The following is a 14,497-nucleotide window of genomic DNA, read 5'->3' on the forward strand; positions in this document are numbered from 1 at the left end:
TGGCCCACAAGTTCTCACCGATTTCTCAGTGGTTGAACAGCGTCACCCCAGCCTCCGTATGTAAGGGCGGCCCGTGCTCCCCCGCGCGGGCCACCCAAACACGGAGGTTCCATGGCCGACAACGTCACCTCGCTGTTCCGCAGCACCGCGGCACACAGCCCGTCGATGGCGGCGCTGACGCGGGAGGGCGGCGACGGGGCCGGTCCGGTCGACTTCTGCATTCCCTGCAACCCGTATTTTCCGACGCCGGAGATGTTCCAGGACATGGCGTCCCGGTTGCGGGACATCATCACGTACTACCCGAGCAGCGCCGACACGATCACGGCCGAACTGTGCAGCCTGCTCCAGCTTCCGCCGCAGTGCGTGGCGATGGGCAACGGATCCACCGAGCTGATCACCTGGATCGATCACCTCCTGGTCCGTGAGTCCCTCGCCATCCCCGTCCCCACGTTCGGCCGCTGGACCGACCAGCCGATGGAGACCGGCAAGCGGGTCGACATGTTCCCGCTGCAGGAGTCCAGCGGTTTCGCCCTGGACCTGGCCCAGTACGCCGAGTTCATCCGCGCCCGGGGGACGCGGGTGGCGGTGATCTGCAACCCGAACAACCCCGACGGCGGCTACCTCCACAAGCACGCGCTCGTGCAGTTCATGGACGCGATGGCCGACCTGGACCTGGTGATCATCGACGAGTCCTTCCTGGAGTTCGCCGACGCCGAGCAGGAGCCGTCGGTCGTCCAGGAGGCGATGCTCCGCCCGAACGTCATCGTCCTGCGCTCCCTCGGCAAGAACTTCGGTCTGCACGGCATCCGCTTCGGCTACCTGGTCGCCAACCCGGCGCTCGCGGGCATGGTCCGCTCGATGCTGCCCAAGTGGAACCTCAACGCCTTCGCCGAGCACGTGGTGTTCATGCTGAAGGAGCATGGATCCGAGTACGCGCAGAGCCTGATGCAGGTGCGCCGGGACCGTCTCGACATGGCCAGCCACCTGGCCCAACTCCCCGGCCTGACGGTCTACCCCTCCCAGGGCAACTTCCTCTTCGTGCGCCTCCCCGTGGGCGCGGAAGGCACCGTGGTCCGGGACCGGCTGCTCACCGAGCACCGGATCCTGGTCCGCGAGTGCGGCAACAAGATCGGTTCGTCCAGCCGCTTCCTGCGACTCGTGGTGCGCCCCCAGGTGGACGTGCGTCGCCTGGTGTCCGGCCTGGAACAGGTGCTCTACGGGACCAGGAGGGGAGCCGCCGTACCCGAGCTCGGTACAGGGACCAACTACAGCTCGGGTACGGCGGCCGTGGACCGCTTGGTCAGCTCCACCAACGGCGCGGGGATGCCGGGTCTTGCCGCGCAGGCCATGGCGGCGCCGATGCCTGCGGCGCCTCAGCCGCAGGGGGGCGGCATGCCGATGCCGGCACCGGTCCCGGTGGCCCCGGCCGCCGCGGCCCCGGCGCCTGCTCCGACGCCCATGCCCATGCCCGCGCCGATGCCGGCGCCGGCTCCCGTGCCCACGCCCGCGCCCGCCCCCGCGCCGATGTCGTTCCCGTCGCCCGTGGCGCCGGCTGCGGCGGTGGTACCGCCCGGGCCCACCCCGCCGGGGGTGCCGGCGCGTGGGGGGCTTACGGCCGCGCAGGTGCGGGGTACGACGGGTCCGGGGCTTACTCCCGCGCCGGCCACCGGGTGGCCGAACGCGCAGAGCTGGCCGAACCCGGCGGGGATGGGACAGGCGGGGTAGGGCCGTCGGCTACGCCGGGTTCAGGGTCAGTAGGCGACGGGCCATCCGCTGCTCCAGTTCAGTAGGTTGATGCCCAGCTTGGGCGTGCCGTTGTCGTTGCCGTCGTAGTAGTGGTAGACGATCAGGTCCCCGTCGGCGTCGTTCATGATCGACTGACCGCCCGGGCCGATAATGCTGCCGTGTGACTCCAGAACCGGCGTCCCGCCGTTGCTCATCATCGAGACGCCGTTCTTGTCGACGTACGGGCCGGTGACGCTGGTGGACCGCCCGACCTTGACCTTGTAGGTGGAGCTGGTGCCCGCACAGCAGGTGTCGTAGGAGGCGAAGAGGTAGTAGTAGCCGCCCCGCTTGACGATGTAGGGGGCTTCGACGGCCTTGGTGCCGGTCGGGCGGGAGGCGAGCGAGTACCGAGTCGTATTGCTCGACAGCTGCTTCCCGGTGGACGGGTTGATCCGGATCATCTTGATGCCGGTCCACCAACTGCCGAAGGACAGCCACCACTTGCCGTCACCGTCGACGAAGAGGTTGGGGTCGATGGCGTTGTAGTCGCTGGAGGAGCCGGACGTGTAGACGGTGCCGTAGTCGGTCCAGCTGCCGGGCTGCCCGGTCGTCGAACCGGCCAGCCCGATGGCGGAGGTGTTCGAGCCGAACTTGGAGACGGAGTAGTACATCAGGTACTTGCCGCCCTGGTACGAGATGTCGGGCGCCCAGGCCTCCGGCACGGAGGAGTAGGTCGACCACCAGCCCGGGCGGCTGCCGAAGGCGTCGGCGCCCGCGCTGAAGGCGGTGCGGTCGGACGACGTCTTGCTGGCGATGCCGCCACCGGTCGCGTACAGCAGGTACTGGCCCGAGGAGGTGCGGAGCATCGTCGGGTCGTGCGTGACGACGGAGCCGGTGACCCGGCCGGGGTTGGGGTAGGCCGACGCCGAGGACGGGATCAGGGCGAGGAGGGCGGCGGCGGGGAGGGCGAGGAGGGTCGTGCGCTTGCGGCTCATGCGAACACCCCTGTTCTCTGACTCGAAATTCACGGACTCGCATGTTCTGTATTTCGAACAACGATCGTCACTTCGGACGGGAACGTAGAATCGAATCACTTGCGCGTCAATGGTCCGGGCAGCTCCAGGCATCTCCGGGCAGTCCCAACTCACCTGCCCCGACAGCGTTTCCACACCGTTTATTCACGGGGTAATCGGCCCGTCACTCCTTATGCTTGAGTGTCGGCTGAACACACTCGGGGGACGAGACAGTGACCCAGCAGAGCTCGGTGACCCAACACACCGCAACGCCTCAGCGCACCGCCCCGCACGCCAGCGAGGCGACGCGTCTGCTGTGCGCCGGTACCTACCTCGACGAGACGTTCCGCCGCACGGTGATAGAGGAGCTCTACGTCCACGACGAACGCATCGTCGCCCCCTCGTTCGGCTTCGACGCGGCCCGCGTCCTGGCCCACGCCCTGCGCGCGCAGCGGCTCCAACTGGGCTGGGCGGCGGCGGTCCTGGCGCTGTGGATCCTCAGCGTGCCGCTCACCAACTGGCTGAGCCTGATGTTCCTGATGCCGGTGGCGCTGATGTACCTGGCCACCAAGATGCGCGGACCGGCCGCACGCCCCGCCTGGTACCGCCGCTACCCGGCCTGGATCCTGCGCCTGTACGCACGCCTCTCCGTGGTCTACGCAGTGCTGACGCTGTACTCGCGCGCCACCGAGGACTACGACCTGCTGGAGTCGGTCGGCGACCTCTGGAACTTCCTCCTGGTCCCCGGCCTGACACTCGAACAGGCCGTCCTCGACACCTCTCGCCTCAACGCCTGGATCGCACTGGCGCTGCCGCTGCTGGTGGCGCTGGGCGTCGGTGTCGAGCGCCACCAGTTCTCCCGCGCGCTGGCCGGCGAGCTCTCCCGCCCGAGGTTCCCCGACGCGGCCGCCGACCCCGCCGAACGGGCCACGCAGGGCGGCCGCTTCCACCACCTGCGGGACCGCATCCGCACCGAGCAGAGCGCCGGGCTGGTGATGTACCGGGCGGACCGGCCGTTCTGCGGCGCGGGTTCCCCGTACGACACCTGGTCCCTGTCGGTCGAGCTACGCCCCCGCGACGACCTCGCCAAGCCCGCACTCCCCCTGGACAACGACACGATCCTCGACCGGATCAGGCCCTTGCTGGAGGCCCTGCGCGAGCCGTCGACCGCCCGTACCCCGAAGGGAGCGGCGGCGGTGCGGGACCGGCTGCGCCAGCTCCAGATCGACGAGTGCGTGTTCCTCCCGGTGGACGGACTGCCCGGCAGGCAGTACGCCCCTTACGCCCCCGGCCAGTTCGAGCAGCACCGCGCACGCGCCGTCGAGGAGGGCGGCGAGACCCGGCGCCACTTCCTGCGCGTACAGGTGGGCGGCTGGGAGGAGGAGATGGTCACGACCGTCTTCGTCCGAGTCCACACCCAGGGCGGCATGCTGATGCTGGAGGTCGCGCCACACGTCCTGCGCCCGGTACGGCCGCGGTTCCGCGAAGCCGACCGGCTGGCCCACGACTTCCTGCACGCCAACCCGCTCGGCAAGGCGGTCTGGGCACTGTCCCGGGTCCCGCACACCGCCGGCGAGTCCGTGGTCACCGTATGGCGCACCCTCACCCTGCTGGGCCGGGTGGCCGCCCAGGGCACCGGCCGGGCGATGCCGGACGGCCCGTCCGTGTCGATCCGCGAACTCGGCTCGGACGACGAGGCGTCGCTGTTCCAGGAGATGGACCACCAGCGCTACCTCAAGACGATCCAGGACCGGGTGGCCAACGGCGTACGCCGCGCACTGCGCGAGGCGGGCTACCGCACCGAGGAGTTCGAGCAGAAGGTCATCAACGTCAGCAACGGCGGCGTACTGATCGAGCAGGCCAGCGGAGCGTTTGCCTTCGGCGAGCACAGCGAGGCCCACAACCTGGAGGCCGGTGACCGAGGAATCGGCTATTCGGCAGCCGGGAATTCGGGAGCCGGGAATTCGGCAGGGATGGAGAGTGACAGTGGCAGCGGATGAGGAGGCGCCGGGCGGCGACGGCCGTGGTGGCACTCAGAACATCCACATCGGCTCGGCGAAGGGGGCGTTCGCCTTCGGCGCCCACAGCGTGGCGAACAACTACGAGGCCCCGCCGCAGCAGCTGGCGGCCGAGCAGGAGCAACTGCTCCGAGCGGTACGCAAGTTGAGCGCGGACCTCCAGGCGTTCGCCCGGACCCCCGAGACCGCCGAGCTGACACGGCAGCTCGGCGAGACCGAGGACGAGATCCAGAACACCGGCGAGGCGAGCCCGAGCCGCCTGACCCGCCTGCGCCAGGCCCTCCAGGACGCGGCCACGGCGGTGGGCCTGGCGGCGTCGGGGGCGGCGGTGACACAGGCGGTGGCGGCACTGCTGGGAGGGTGACGGCGGGATGAGCGGCATATCGGGGGACGGCGGGGCGCACGGGGGTGGTGGGATGCAGGACGGCGGCATCCACTGGAACGACGAGACGCAGCGCTGGGAGACGGCGAGCGGGTCGGGGGCGGTGGTCCCGCCGACGGCACCGCCTCCGCCGGTCCCCGCGTACGCCCCGCCGATACCGGCCGAGGGGCAGGGCGAGGACCCGACGTACACGGTGACGCCGCCGCCCGCATCGCTGCCGAGGTCGCGCCGTACGTCGGCGATCGTCGCGGGCGCGGCGGTTGCGGTGATCGCGGGCGCGGTGGCCTTCGGGGTGCTGGCGTTACAGGACGACGACGCCGGGACGGACGTGAGCGCATCACCGACGGCTACGGCGACATCCGCCCCAGGGGCGGGTGGCGGCGTGCCCACGGACACGGTCGGCACCTGGCCCACGGAGACGCCGTCACGGTCACCGTCACCGACCTCTGACGTGCCGTCGGGATACACGCTCCAGGAGGACACGGCGGGCTTCACGATCGCCGTACCGGAAGGCTGGGAGCGCCAGGAGAAGACCAACGGCAGCGTCTTCTACAACTCCCCCGACGGCCTGAGCCTGGTACAGATCTACACCGACACGGAGGGCCGCCTGACCCCGCACGAGTCGCTGCGCCAGACCTCCCGGACCCTGAAGAGCGCGAACAAGAACTACCGCCAACTCAGCCTCCAGGACGCCCCGTCCGGCCCCGGCGAGCAGGCGGCAGAGCTGATCTACGTGTACGACCGCCCGGACGGCACCCGGCGCCAAGTGGTCGACCGGGCCTTCGTCGCCGAGAACGGCACGCAGTACGCGGTACTGGTGGCGGGACCGGAGAAGATCTGGCCACGACAGCGAGAGACCCTCCAGGTGGCGCTGACCTACTTCGCGGCGCCGTGACCTCGCCATAGATCGACTTCAACGCGGACGGTCTTCCCGGGCGCGGGTTCGCGGTCCACGACCTCCCACCGGTCGGCCAGGGCGTCGACGAGGACGAGCCCACGCCCGTGTTCGTCGAGGGGGTGGGGAAGTCGTACGTCGCCGGGTTTCGGGGGGCGGGGTTCGGTACGGGTGTCGCTGACCTCGATACGCACGCTGCCGGTGGGGAGCGACAGCCGCAGCTCGAAGTCGCGTCCGGGGACGCGGCCATGGGTGACGGCGTTGGCGGCGAGTTCGGCGACGATCACTACGACGGCCTCGGATACGTCACTGCCGTACGGAATGCCCCATGCCTGGAGCTGATTCAGGGTGAGGTGCCGGGCGAGGCGGGCGCCTCGGGGGGTGGCGCTGAGGCGCTGGGTGAGCGGTACTGACATGTGCTCAATTTGGCGGCCGGGGAGGGTGGTTCACCAGGTGAGTGCCGCGTACGGTGCGGGAGCGTACGCGGTTACGGACTGGACAGTACGCGTGACCGACCGTGACCATGTGCGCGGGAGGTGACCGACGGTGGTCGATGGTGCGGGTGCGGTTGCGGGAACGGGTGGCGAGCCGGAGTCGTCGGACAGTCTGCGGACGTTCGGGGCGGTCGTGCAAGCGTTGCGGGAGCATGCGGGGCTGAGCCGGGAGGAGTTCGGGGACCGGGTGGGGCTGTCCAAACACACCGTGGCTTCGGTGGAGTTGGGGCGACGGATGCCGGATCCGACGTTCGCGGATCGGTCGGAGGAGGTGCTGGGGAACACGGGGGCCGTGCGGAACGCGGCCAAGCATTTGGCTCGGCAGCCGGGCTTGGCGGCGTGGTTCCGGCGGTGGGCGCAGCTTGAGGCCACGGCGATCACTCTGTACACGTACGAATGCCGATTGATTCCAGGGTTGTTGCAGACCGAGGCGTACGCGCGGACGCTGTTCACGAACCAGTTGCCGCCGCTGAGTGACGAGCAGGTCGAGGCGCAGTGGGTCGCGCGAGCGGAACGGCAAGAGTTGCTGCGAGAGCGGCCGAACACTGCGTTCGCCTTCGTCCTGGAGGAGCACGTGTTCCGGCGGCGGACGGGCGGTGTGGAGGTCACGCGGGAGCTCATCGATCACGTGCTGGAGATCGCCCAATTGCGAAACGTCGAGCTTCAGATCATGCCGACGGTTCGGGAGACGCATGCGGGACTCGATGGCCCCATGCGGCTGCTGGAGACTCCAGAGAACAAGTGGTTCTCCTACTGCGAGGGGCAACGGGGCGGTGTGCTCATTTCTGACCCGAAGGAGGTCAGCGTCCTCCAAAGGCGGTATGCCAGGATGCGTTCGCAGGCTCTTACCCTTGAAGACTCCGTGAGCCTGTTGCAGCGGATGCGAGGACAGCTATGAGCACGCCCGAACTGGCCTGGTTCAAGAGCAGCTACAGCGGCGGAGACGGTGATGACTGCGTAGAGGTCGCCACCTGCCCCCACACCATCCACGTCCGCGACTCCAAGGCGCCGACGGAGCGTCAGCTGGCCGTTTCGCCGGAAAATTGGCGGACGTTCCTCTCGTTCGTGTCCACCACCCACAGCTGACTCGGTTTGCGGCCCCCGAACGCTTCGGCGCTCAGAGCCGCAAGGTCGGGCGGTGCCACTGCGTCTCCCGCGAGCACCAGCGTCAGTTCGTTCAGGTTGGGGAACACGCGGCGCACCTGCGTCATGTGAGCCCAGTCCCGCACCCCGCGGAAGTGCAATCGCCGCACAGCGGGCAGCGGCGCAAAGGCGGTCAGCAGGTCGAGCGATCCCATCGGCAGCTCAAGGTCCAGTTCACACAAGTCCTTCCGGGTCCGCAAGAAGTCAAGGTGGGTGATCTTCCGGTTGTTCCACAAGTTGATCACCTCGACCTTCCGCGTCGGCAGATGAGCGTCGAGCTCTTCCGCGGTGTACGACCCGGTCACGCTGATCTCGGGGATCGAGTCCAAGTGCGGCAACTGGGCCAGCTGGGAACTGTTCTGAACGAACAGGCTTTGAATGCCAGCGCCGGCCAGTACTTCGCGGGCGTACTCCTCCGCAGGTTGGTGGAGCCAACCAGAGACGATCAAGTGCTCGACGCCCCTTCCACAACGCAACGCGAACTGCTTCAGCCTCTGCCGTGCGTCCGCCGTGCGGATCCTCGTAAGGGCCCCAATGGCGAACTCGTCGGCGCCGCCTTCCCCCTCCGGCCCGGGCAACAGATCCACGGACCACGCACCCAGGCTCGCGATGTCATCCGCCTCCGCATGGCTCCGCAACGGCATCAGGGCCCGTACACGCCCCCGGACGACCTCCATCAGCGCCGCGTCCAATGACAGCAGGCTGGTGGCGCATTGGGCGGCCAGCACGTGGAAATACCACTTCTCGTGGCGCCCCTCCACGACATCCCCGAACTGAACCAGCCTCTCAATGAGCAGCTGCGCATCCGTCCGCGTCGCGTGGCCGACGGCCATTACGATCACGTCCCGCCAGATTTCGTTGCCGGCCTGATTCAGGAGTTCGAGGACATACCCGCTCTCGTGGAACTCCTTCGCCGCGAGGAAGTCCTGGAACGTCCGGTGGATGAACTCGATCGCGTTGTCCGTACGCTCTTGAAGCAGACCGCTGCGTTCGATCAGGAAATGCAACGCTCGCTCAGGTGTCACCTGTGCACTGATCTGCGGCATGTCACGCATCGCGAGGTCGAGTTGCTGGGTCGCGTGATCGTGCGTCATCTGCTGCTGCGCGGTCCGCACGAGCCAAATGGCGAGCCGTTGGAGGAGGGCGTGCTGTTCGTCGGAGTCGAGGCTGACGTCGTCTGGGCGGGCGACGCCTCGCGCGGCGTCACGGCCGCCGAGGAGCATGGCGAGGGCGGCTCGGTACAGGGACCAGCGCGTCGTGGGGAGAAGGCCACGGCGGCGTCGGTGCAGGGCGCAGATCACGGCGCAGAGGAGCGGGGTCCGGGCGAGGTCGCGGAGCGCGGCGTTCTGCTCCAGTTGATGGGCGAGGTCCTGCTCCAGCGAGGCGAGGAGTTCCTGTTCGTCGCCGCACCGACGGGCGTCGTAGAGGTGCTCGGCCTCCAGGCGTGCGGCCTCGTGCCAGGCTGTGACGAAGGCCTGGATGTCCTCGTCGCTCATGGGGAGCAGCGTCAGCTCGCTGAAGCGCTCGGCAAGGAGCCAGTCCTTCTCGACCGCGTCAGGGCGGACCGTGGCCAGGCACAGGGTCTCCGGATATCTGTCGAGGAGAGCTGAGAGCCAGCGGCGAGCCTTCTCCCGTTCCTCCGGCGGCACTTCGTCCAGGCCGTCGACCAGGAGCAGCCCTCGGCCGGCCTCCAGGACTCGTCCGGCCCAGCCGTCCGGGGCGTCGTCCGAGATGACTCGTCCGGCGGACAGCAGCTCCGACACCGCTGGGAACCGTCCGCCCCGCGCGTACACCTCGCGCATCGGAATAACGAAGGGGACCAGGCCATTCAGCTCCGCAAGGTTCTCGCTGAGGGTGCCGTTCGCCGCATGCGCCGCCAGCCACCAGACGAGGGTGGTCTTGCCGGCGCCCGCCTGGCCGCGCAGCAAGGTGCGGGGGCGTGTCCTCAGCAGAGCGTCGATGCGCTGCGCGGGGGTTCCGGCCTCCTTGCGCTCATCCAGGGTGGACTCGGCTTCCAGGCTCAGATATGCCGTGTCGAGGTCCCACCGGGACTCGGTGCGGCCGAGTTCCTCGATGCCGAAGATCTCGGTCTTGCGGTACTGCGCCGCCAGGTCCTTGGCATACCGGGTTTCGAACAACTCGTCCCTGGGGTGGACGTCGGTGATCTGCTCCACCTTGCCGACCCAGCGCATCTTGCTACTCGTCGACCTTGCCATCGCGGTCATCACGGCTTCCACCGGGACCGCTTCGATCCTGACGTGGGAGCGGCCCCGGGGCACCTGCGTCACCACTCCGAGGAGCACCGCTCCCGCAAAGACAGGAGCCCCCGACAGCCCTGCCAACGGTGAGGTCCCGTCGCCTGGTTCCTCTGCGGCAGCCACGTCGAGTTCGCTGACGAGGACGTCCCTCATACGCCCGGCCACGGGCAGCACGGTCGCGCGGTACTGGTCGTACTCCAGGTCCTCGCCCATGTCCCCGTAGCGCTGGATTCGGGGGAATCCCACGATCTGGCAGTGCGAGAGCGGAGAGCCGGTGGCGACGCTGCCCGCTCTGAGCTCCCCCCAGGGAGCGGCACGTTCAGCGCTGATCACCATCGACTTGGCACGCAACAGCGCGGCGTCAAGGGCCTCGTCGGCCCATACGACCTCACACTTCACCAGCCTGCTGCCCGACGGGTGAATCACCTCGACGACATCGCTGCCGCCCACCACATGCTGCGCGGTGAGCACCGCCCGGGTTCCAAGCAGCACACCGCTGCCCTGCCCCTCCCCGAAAACCGCGACGACCCGGTCCGCGACCCTCCCCGCGATCACTCCGCGTCGCCACCCTTGCCGAACCGAGCCACACTCCCCCGACTCTCGTTCCGCACCTTCCACGGCTGCCCGGTCCGCGAGTCCAGCGCCCTCAGCGTCACCGCCACCCGATGAGTCCGGGTCGTACCCCCACCCCCATCGACCCCGGCCTCCACCACCCACGCCTTCACCTTGACGCCCCCCTTGGCCTCCCTCCGCAGCTCAACACTGAACTCCAGCTCAATGTCGCCCACTTCGAAGACCACGTCCTGCCCGGACGAACGCCCCGCCGCAGTGATCAGTTCATCCCGTACCGCCTGCACGGCATCGGCCAGTTCGATCCGGTCGTCACTCATGTGCCCAACGCTAGAGAGCCGTTGACGTCCCCCGCCATCGATTCACCCCAACCGCAGCCCCGCAACAAGGAGTTCAACCAGCCGCCGCGCGTCATAGCGAGGATCACTGTCCGCCCCGATGCACAGGTTCCCCACCCCCCGCATGAGCTCATACGCCTCGACGTCCGCCCGGATCTCCCCGGCGTCGGCCGCCGCGTCAAGCAGCTCACCGCACACCGGCACCAGCCGGTCCAGGAAGTACGCGTGCAGCGCCTCGAACCCGGCACTGTCGGACCGCATCACCGCGGCGAGCCCGTGCTTGGTCACCAGGAAGTCCACGAACAGGTCGATCCACCGCCCCAGCGCGGCATACGGCGTCTCCCCCGCCGCCAGCAGCGCCGGCCCCGCCTCGGCACACGCGTCCACCTGATGCCGGTACACGGCGATGATCAGATCCGCCCGCGTCGGGAAGTGCCGGTAGATCGTGCCCACCCCGACACCCGCCTCGGCCGCGATGTCACGCACCGGCGCGTCCACGCCCTTCACAACGAAGACCCGGGCGGCCGCGTCGAGCAGCGTCTCCTTGTTGCGCCGGGCGTCCTTGCGCTTGGGCGGGGCCGCCTCACCGTTGCCACTCATCGCGCCGCTCCCTTCACGATCACGCTTGCCAAAACGGAACCGTGTTCCGTATCGTCGATTCCACCGAAGCGGAACATCGTTCCGCTTGCTCATCATGCCAGACCCGTGCCAGACCCACGCCACAGCCATGCCAGAGCCATGTCAGAGCCCTGCCAGTACCACCCCGCAACCACGGAGGACGCAGTCATGCAGTACCGCCCCCTCGGCCGCACCGGCATCCAGGTCAGCTCCCTCGCGCTCGGCGCCATGAACTTCGGCGCGATCGGCCGCACCACCCAGCAAGAGGCCACCGCCATCGTCGACGCCGCCCTCGAAGCCGGGGTCAACCTCATCGACACCGCCGACAGGTACAGCCAGGGCGAGTCGGAGGAGATGGTCGGCAAGGCCATCGCAGGCCGCCGCGACGACATCGTGCTGGCCACGAAGGCGGGCATGCCGATGGGCGAGGAGCGCAACCACCAGGGCTCGTCGCGCCGCTGGCTGGTCACCGCGCTGGACGACAGCCTGCGCCGCCTCGGCGTCGACCACGTCGACCTGTACCAGATCCACCGCTGGGACCCGAGCACCGGCGACGAGGAGACCCTGTCGGCACTGACCGACCTGCAACGCGCGGGGAAGATACGGCAGTTCGGCTCCTCGACCTTCCCGGCCCACCGCATCGTGCAGGCGCAGTGGGCCGCCCGCGAGCACCGCCTGAGCCGGTACACGACCGAACAGCCCAGCTACTCGATCCTGCAGCGCGGCATCGAGGCCCATGTCCTGCCCGTGACCGAGGAGTACGGGCTCGGGGTGCTGGCGTGGAGCCCGCTGGCGTCCGGCTGGCTGACCGGCGCGGTGCGCGCGGGCCGGGACGTCACCACCCACCGCTCGGCGTTCATGCCGGACCGCTTCGACATGACCACACCGTTCAACCGGGCCCGGCTCGACGCCGTGGAACGGCTGGCCGAGGTCGCCGACGAGGCCGGCCTGACGATGATCCAGCTCGCGCTCGGATTCGTGACCGCGCATCCCGCCGTCACCAGCGCGCTCATCGGCCCCCGCACCATGGACCACCTGCGCTCACAACTCGCCGCCGCCGACACCGTGCTCTCCGCCGACGTCCTCGACGCGATCGACGCGATCGTCGCCCCCGGCACCGACCTCGCCGCCCACGAGAAGTACGACGCCCCGCCCGCCCTGCTCGAACCGTCACTGCGCAGGCGATGACGGCGCCGACACCCCCGCCCTTCGGGAGAGGTCTCTCGCCAACGATCCTGTGCGATACGGGAATTACCTCTTCGGATACAAAGGCAGCCAGTGGCACCTGACGAAACAGGCAGTGCGGTGGTCACGGGGCGGGCGTACCGTCTCGTGACCACCGGCTGCCTGACCATCCTGATCGCGCTGATCGTCGTACTCGGCATCGTCGTCTCCTGGTTGTGGTACCGGCACTGGCACGACGGGAACGTCAACAGCCGGCGCAGCGAGCAGGCACTCGCGTCGATCCTGAAGCAGGCCCGTGCCAAGGCGGACGACACGGCCCGCGCACTCGGCACGACCGCCGCCACCGACCCCGCCACCGATCCCGCCACCGACGCCGACGCACTCACCGAGGTGATCTGGCAGCGCACCGAGGCGCCCGTGATCAACTACAACGCGTCCCGCCGCGAGTTCACCGCCACGGCCGCGAGATCCGCCGTGTACGACGAAGCGGGCATCCTCCCCGGAGGGGGACCCGTCAAGGTGACCCGGTGTCTCGTCTTCACCTACACCCCTCACCCCGGCCGGGCGTGGACGTCGCGGGTGACCGAGCGGGACGAGGACATGTGCCGTCCGGGCACCGAGATCGGCGGCCGGGTGCGTCTCGCGTGGACGCGCATCGCCGGGATGCCCGCCGAGGACCTGACGCGAGCCGGAGTGCAGAAGGCCCTCGATCCGACCGGACAGCGGCGTTCCTACGACGTCAAGAGCGCGGCGCGCAGGGGAGACACGGTGACCGTCTCTCTCGTTGTCTCCAGCCGTGGCCCTGGCACAACGGTCGATCAGTGCTACCGCTTCACCCGGCCCGCTGCGGGCGGCGACGGCCAGAATTCCGCCACAGCGGTTCCGGCGTCCTCGTGCCGACCCCGCGGCTGACCGACAAGGAACTTGACGTTCCGCCACTTTGCTCAATTGACAGCCCGTCAACAGAATCCACTTCTACGGTGCCGTGTCCATGACAGACACACCTTCGAAAGGCACAGCGAACGCAACCCCCACCTCGATCGGCCGCCGCACCGTGCTGATCGCCACCGGCGCCACGGCCGCCACCCTGGCCGTCACCGCCGCCGCGCCCGAAGCCCCCACCGCCGGGACGACCGAGGCGGCCGACACGGCACCCGTCGCCGCCTCGGCCGTCTGCACGCTCACGAAGGAGATGACCGAAGGCCCCTACTACCTGGACGGACAGCTCGTCCGCGCCGACATCAGCGAGGACAAGACGGGATTCCCGCTGGAGCTGACCCTCACCGTCGTCGACGACGACACCTGCGCTCCGCTCGGCAACGCCCTGGTCGAGATCTGGCACTCCGACGCTCTCGGCGAGTACTCCGGCTTCGTCGGCAACAACGGCCACAACGAACCCGACAACGGCACCTTCCTGCGCGGCGGCGTCCTCACGAACTCCAGCGGCGTCGCCAAGATCACCACGGTCTACCCGGGCTGGTACCGAGGCCGCTGCGTCCACATCCACATCAAGGTGCACACGGACGTCACCCTGACCTCCGACGGCTCGTTCGAGGGCGGCCGGGAACTCCACACCGGCCAGCTCTTCTTCGCCGAGGCGATCACGACCAGAGTCGCCGCACTGTCCCCGTACTCGGCCAACACGGTCGCCCGCACCACCCTCGCCCAGGACTCCATCTACGACGACGGAGGCGCCGCGTCCGGCCTGCTGACGCTGACCGCACTGGGCGGTTCGCCGTCGGCCGGCTACTCCGGGACCCTGACCCTGGGCGTCGAGCAGGGCTGACACGCGCCGCCCGCACAGACGGGTGTCCGACCGTCAGGCACGACGCCACAGGTCGGACACCCGCAGGTGCGG

Annotated in this window: 14 protein-coding genes; 9 read left to right on the forward strand and 5 right to left on the reverse strand. The window is 69.1% G+C overall.

Annotated elements, in window-relative coordinates; translation table 11 throughout:
- Positions 1-111: 111 nt before the first annotated feature.
- Positions 112-1,725, forward strand: coding sequence for a pyridoxal phosphate-dependent aminotransferase (locus tag ACFWYS_RS09140; RefSeq protein ID WP_384765219.1), 1,614 nt, complete (start codon positions 112-114; stop codon positions 1,723-1,725).
- Positions 1,726-1,751: 26 nt separating this feature from the next.
- On the opposite strand, the gene ACFWYS_RS09145 is transcribed toward ACFWYS_RS09140, so the two are convergent.
- A complete protein-coding gene (locus tag ACFWYS_RS09145; protein ID WP_384765221.1) occupies positions 1,752-2,720 on the reverse strand; it encodes an arabinan endo-1,5-alpha-L-arabinosidase in 969 nt (322 codons plus the stop codon).
- A 251-nt stretch (positions 2,721-2,971) separates the two neighbouring features.
- Between ACFWYS_RS09145 and ACFWYS_RS09150 the strand changes: the two genes are divergently transcribed.
- From ACFWYS_RS09150 to ACFWYS_RS09160, 3 genes are read left to right on the forward strand one after another with little or no spacing between them, the layout of a single operon-like run.
- Positions 2,972-4,738: a hypothetical protein gene (locus tag ACFWYS_RS09150; protein WP_384765222.1), complete on the forward strand. Its 1,767-nt coding sequence runs from the start codon at positions 2,972-2,974 to the stop codon at positions 4,736-4,738.
- Positions 4,725-5,120, forward strand: coding sequence for a hypothetical protein (locus ACFWYS_RS09155; protein WP_384765224.1), 396 nt, complete (start codon positions 4,725-4,727; stop codon positions 5,118-5,120). Before ACFWYS_RS09150 ends, ACFWYS_RS09155 begins: the two co-directional genes overlap by 14 nt.
- A 7-nt stretch (positions 5,121-5,127) precedes the next feature.
- Complete coding sequence (locus ACFWYS_RS09160; RefSeq protein ID WP_384765226.1) at positions 5,128-6,033, forward strand: hypothetical protein; 906 nt, start codon at positions 5,128-5,130, stop codon at positions 6,031-6,033.
- Here ACFWYS_RS09160 and ACFWYS_RS09165 read toward each other — a convergent pair.
- A complete protein-coding gene (locus tag ACFWYS_RS09165; protein ID WP_384765228.1) occupies positions 6,015-6,449 on the reverse strand; it encodes an ATP-binding protein in 435 nt (144 codons plus the stop codon). The genes ACFWYS_RS09160 and ACFWYS_RS09165 overlap by 19 nt on opposite strands.
- 130 nt (positions 6,450-6,579) lie before the next feature.
- Here ACFWYS_RS09165 and ACFWYS_RS09170 point away from each other — a divergent pair, with 130 nt between their 5' ends.
- Together ACFWYS_RS09170 and ACFWYS_RS09175 are read left to right on the forward strand one after the other, a co-directional pair.
- On the forward strand, positions 6,580-7,425 hold the full coding sequence (locus ACFWYS_RS09170) for a Scr1 family TA system antitoxin-like transcriptional regulator (RefSeq protein ID WP_384765230.1): 846 nt from the start codon (positions 6,580-6,582) through the stop codon (positions 7,423-7,425).
- Positions 7,422-7,613, forward strand: coding sequence for a DUF397 domain-containing protein (locus ACFWYS_RS09175; protein ID WP_384765232.1), 192 nt, complete (start codon positions 7,422-7,424; stop codon positions 7,611-7,613). Before ACFWYS_RS09170 ends, ACFWYS_RS09175 begins: the two co-directional genes overlap by 4 nt.
- Here ACFWYS_RS09175 and ACFWYS_RS09180 read toward each other — a convergent pair.
- The 3 genes from ACFWYS_RS09180 to ACFWYS_RS09190 are packed head-to-tail and all read right to left on the reverse strand — an operon-like array spanning position 7,547 to position 11,436.
- Positions 7,547-10,483 carry an NACHT domain-containing protein gene (locus tag ACFWYS_RS09180; protein ID WP_384765234.1) on the reverse strand — a complete coding sequence of 979 codons (2,937 nt, stop codon included), beginning with the start codon at positions 10,481-10,483 and terminating at the stop codon, positions 7,547-7,549. The genes ACFWYS_RS09175 and ACFWYS_RS09180 overlap by 67 nt on opposite strands.
- Positions 10,480-10,818, reverse strand: coding sequence for a trypco2 family protein (locus ACFWYS_RS09185; RefSeq protein ID WP_384765236.1), 339 nt, complete (start codon positions 10,816-10,818; stop codon positions 10,480-10,482). The genes ACFWYS_RS09180 and ACFWYS_RS09185 overlap by 4 nt, the downstream gene beginning before the upstream one ends.
- Positions 10,819-10,860: 42 nt before the next feature.
- Positions 10,861-11,436 carry a TetR/AcrR family transcriptional regulator gene (locus tag ACFWYS_RS09190; RefSeq protein WP_384765238.1) on the reverse strand — a complete coding sequence of 192 codons (576 nt, stop codon included), beginning with the start codon at positions 11,434-11,436 and terminating at the stop codon, positions 10,861-10,863.
- Between the two features lie 186 nt (positions 11,437-11,622).
- Here ACFWYS_RS09190 and ACFWYS_RS09195 point away from each other — a divergent pair, with 186 nt between their 5' ends.
- The 3 genes from ACFWYS_RS09195 (at position 11,623) to ACFWYS_RS09205 (ending at position 14,425) form a co-directional block, all read left to right on the forward strand.
- Positions 11,623-12,642, forward strand: a complete 1,020-nt coding sequence (locus ACFWYS_RS09195) for an aldo/keto reductase (RefSeq protein WP_384765239.1) — start codon at positions 11,623-11,625, stop codon at positions 12,640-12,642.
- A 90-nt stretch (positions 12,643-12,732) separates the two neighbouring features.
- On the forward strand, positions 12,733-13,551 hold the full coding sequence (locus ACFWYS_RS09200) for a hypothetical protein (RefSeq protein WP_384765241.1): 819 nt from the start codon (positions 12,733-12,735) through the stop codon (positions 13,549-13,551).
- A gap of 79 nt (positions 13,552-13,630) precedes the next feature.
- Positions 13,631-14,425, forward strand: a complete 795-nt coding sequence (locus ACFWYS_RS09205) for an intradiol ring-cleavage dioxygenase (protein WP_384765243.1) — start codon at positions 13,631-13,633, stop codon at positions 14,423-14,425.
- Positions 14,426-14,497: the final 72 nt, after the last annotated feature.

Source organism: Streptomyces sp. NPDC059010, assembly GCF_042740355.1.
GTDB lineage: Bacteria > Actinomycetota > Actinomycetes > Streptomycetales > Streptomycetaceae > Streptomyces.

Coding starts and splice junctions, on each gene's coding strand:
- ACFWYS_RS09140 (WP_384765219.1), top strand. CDS start 112: ATGGCCGACAACGTCACCTCGCTGTTCCGCAGCACCGCGGCACACAGC.
- ACFWYS_RS09145 (WP_384765221.1), bottom strand. CDS start 2,720: ATGAGCCGCAAGCGCACGACCCTCCTCGCCCTCCCCGCCGCCGCCCTC.
- ACFWYS_RS09160 (WP_384765226.1), top strand. CDS start 5,128: ATGAGCGGCATATCGGGGGACGGCGGGGCGCACGGGGGTGGTGGGATG.
- ACFWYS_RS09165 (WP_384765228.1), bottom strand. CDS start 6,449: ATGTCAGTACCGCTCACCCAGCGCCTCAGCGCCACCCCCCGAGGCGCC.
- ACFWYS_RS09175 (WP_384765232.1), top strand. CDS start 7,422: ATGAGCACGCCCGAACTGGCCTGGTTCAAGAGCAGCTACAGCGGCGGA.
- ACFWYS_RS09185 (WP_384765236.1), bottom strand. CDS start 10,818: ATGAGTGACGACCGGATCGAACTGGCCGATGCCGTGCAGGCGGTACGG.
- ACFWYS_RS09190 (WP_384765238.1), bottom strand. CDS start 11,436: ATGAGTGGCAACGGTGAGGCGGCCCCGCCCAAGCGCAAGGACGCCCGG.
- ACFWYS_RS09195 (WP_384765239.1), top strand. CDS start 11,623: ATGCAGTACCGCCCCCTCGGCCGCACCGGCATCCAGGTCAGCTCCCTC.
- ACFWYS_RS09205 (WP_384765243.1), top strand. CDS start 13,631: ATGACAGACACACCTTCGAAAGGCACAGCGAACGCAACCCCCACCTCG.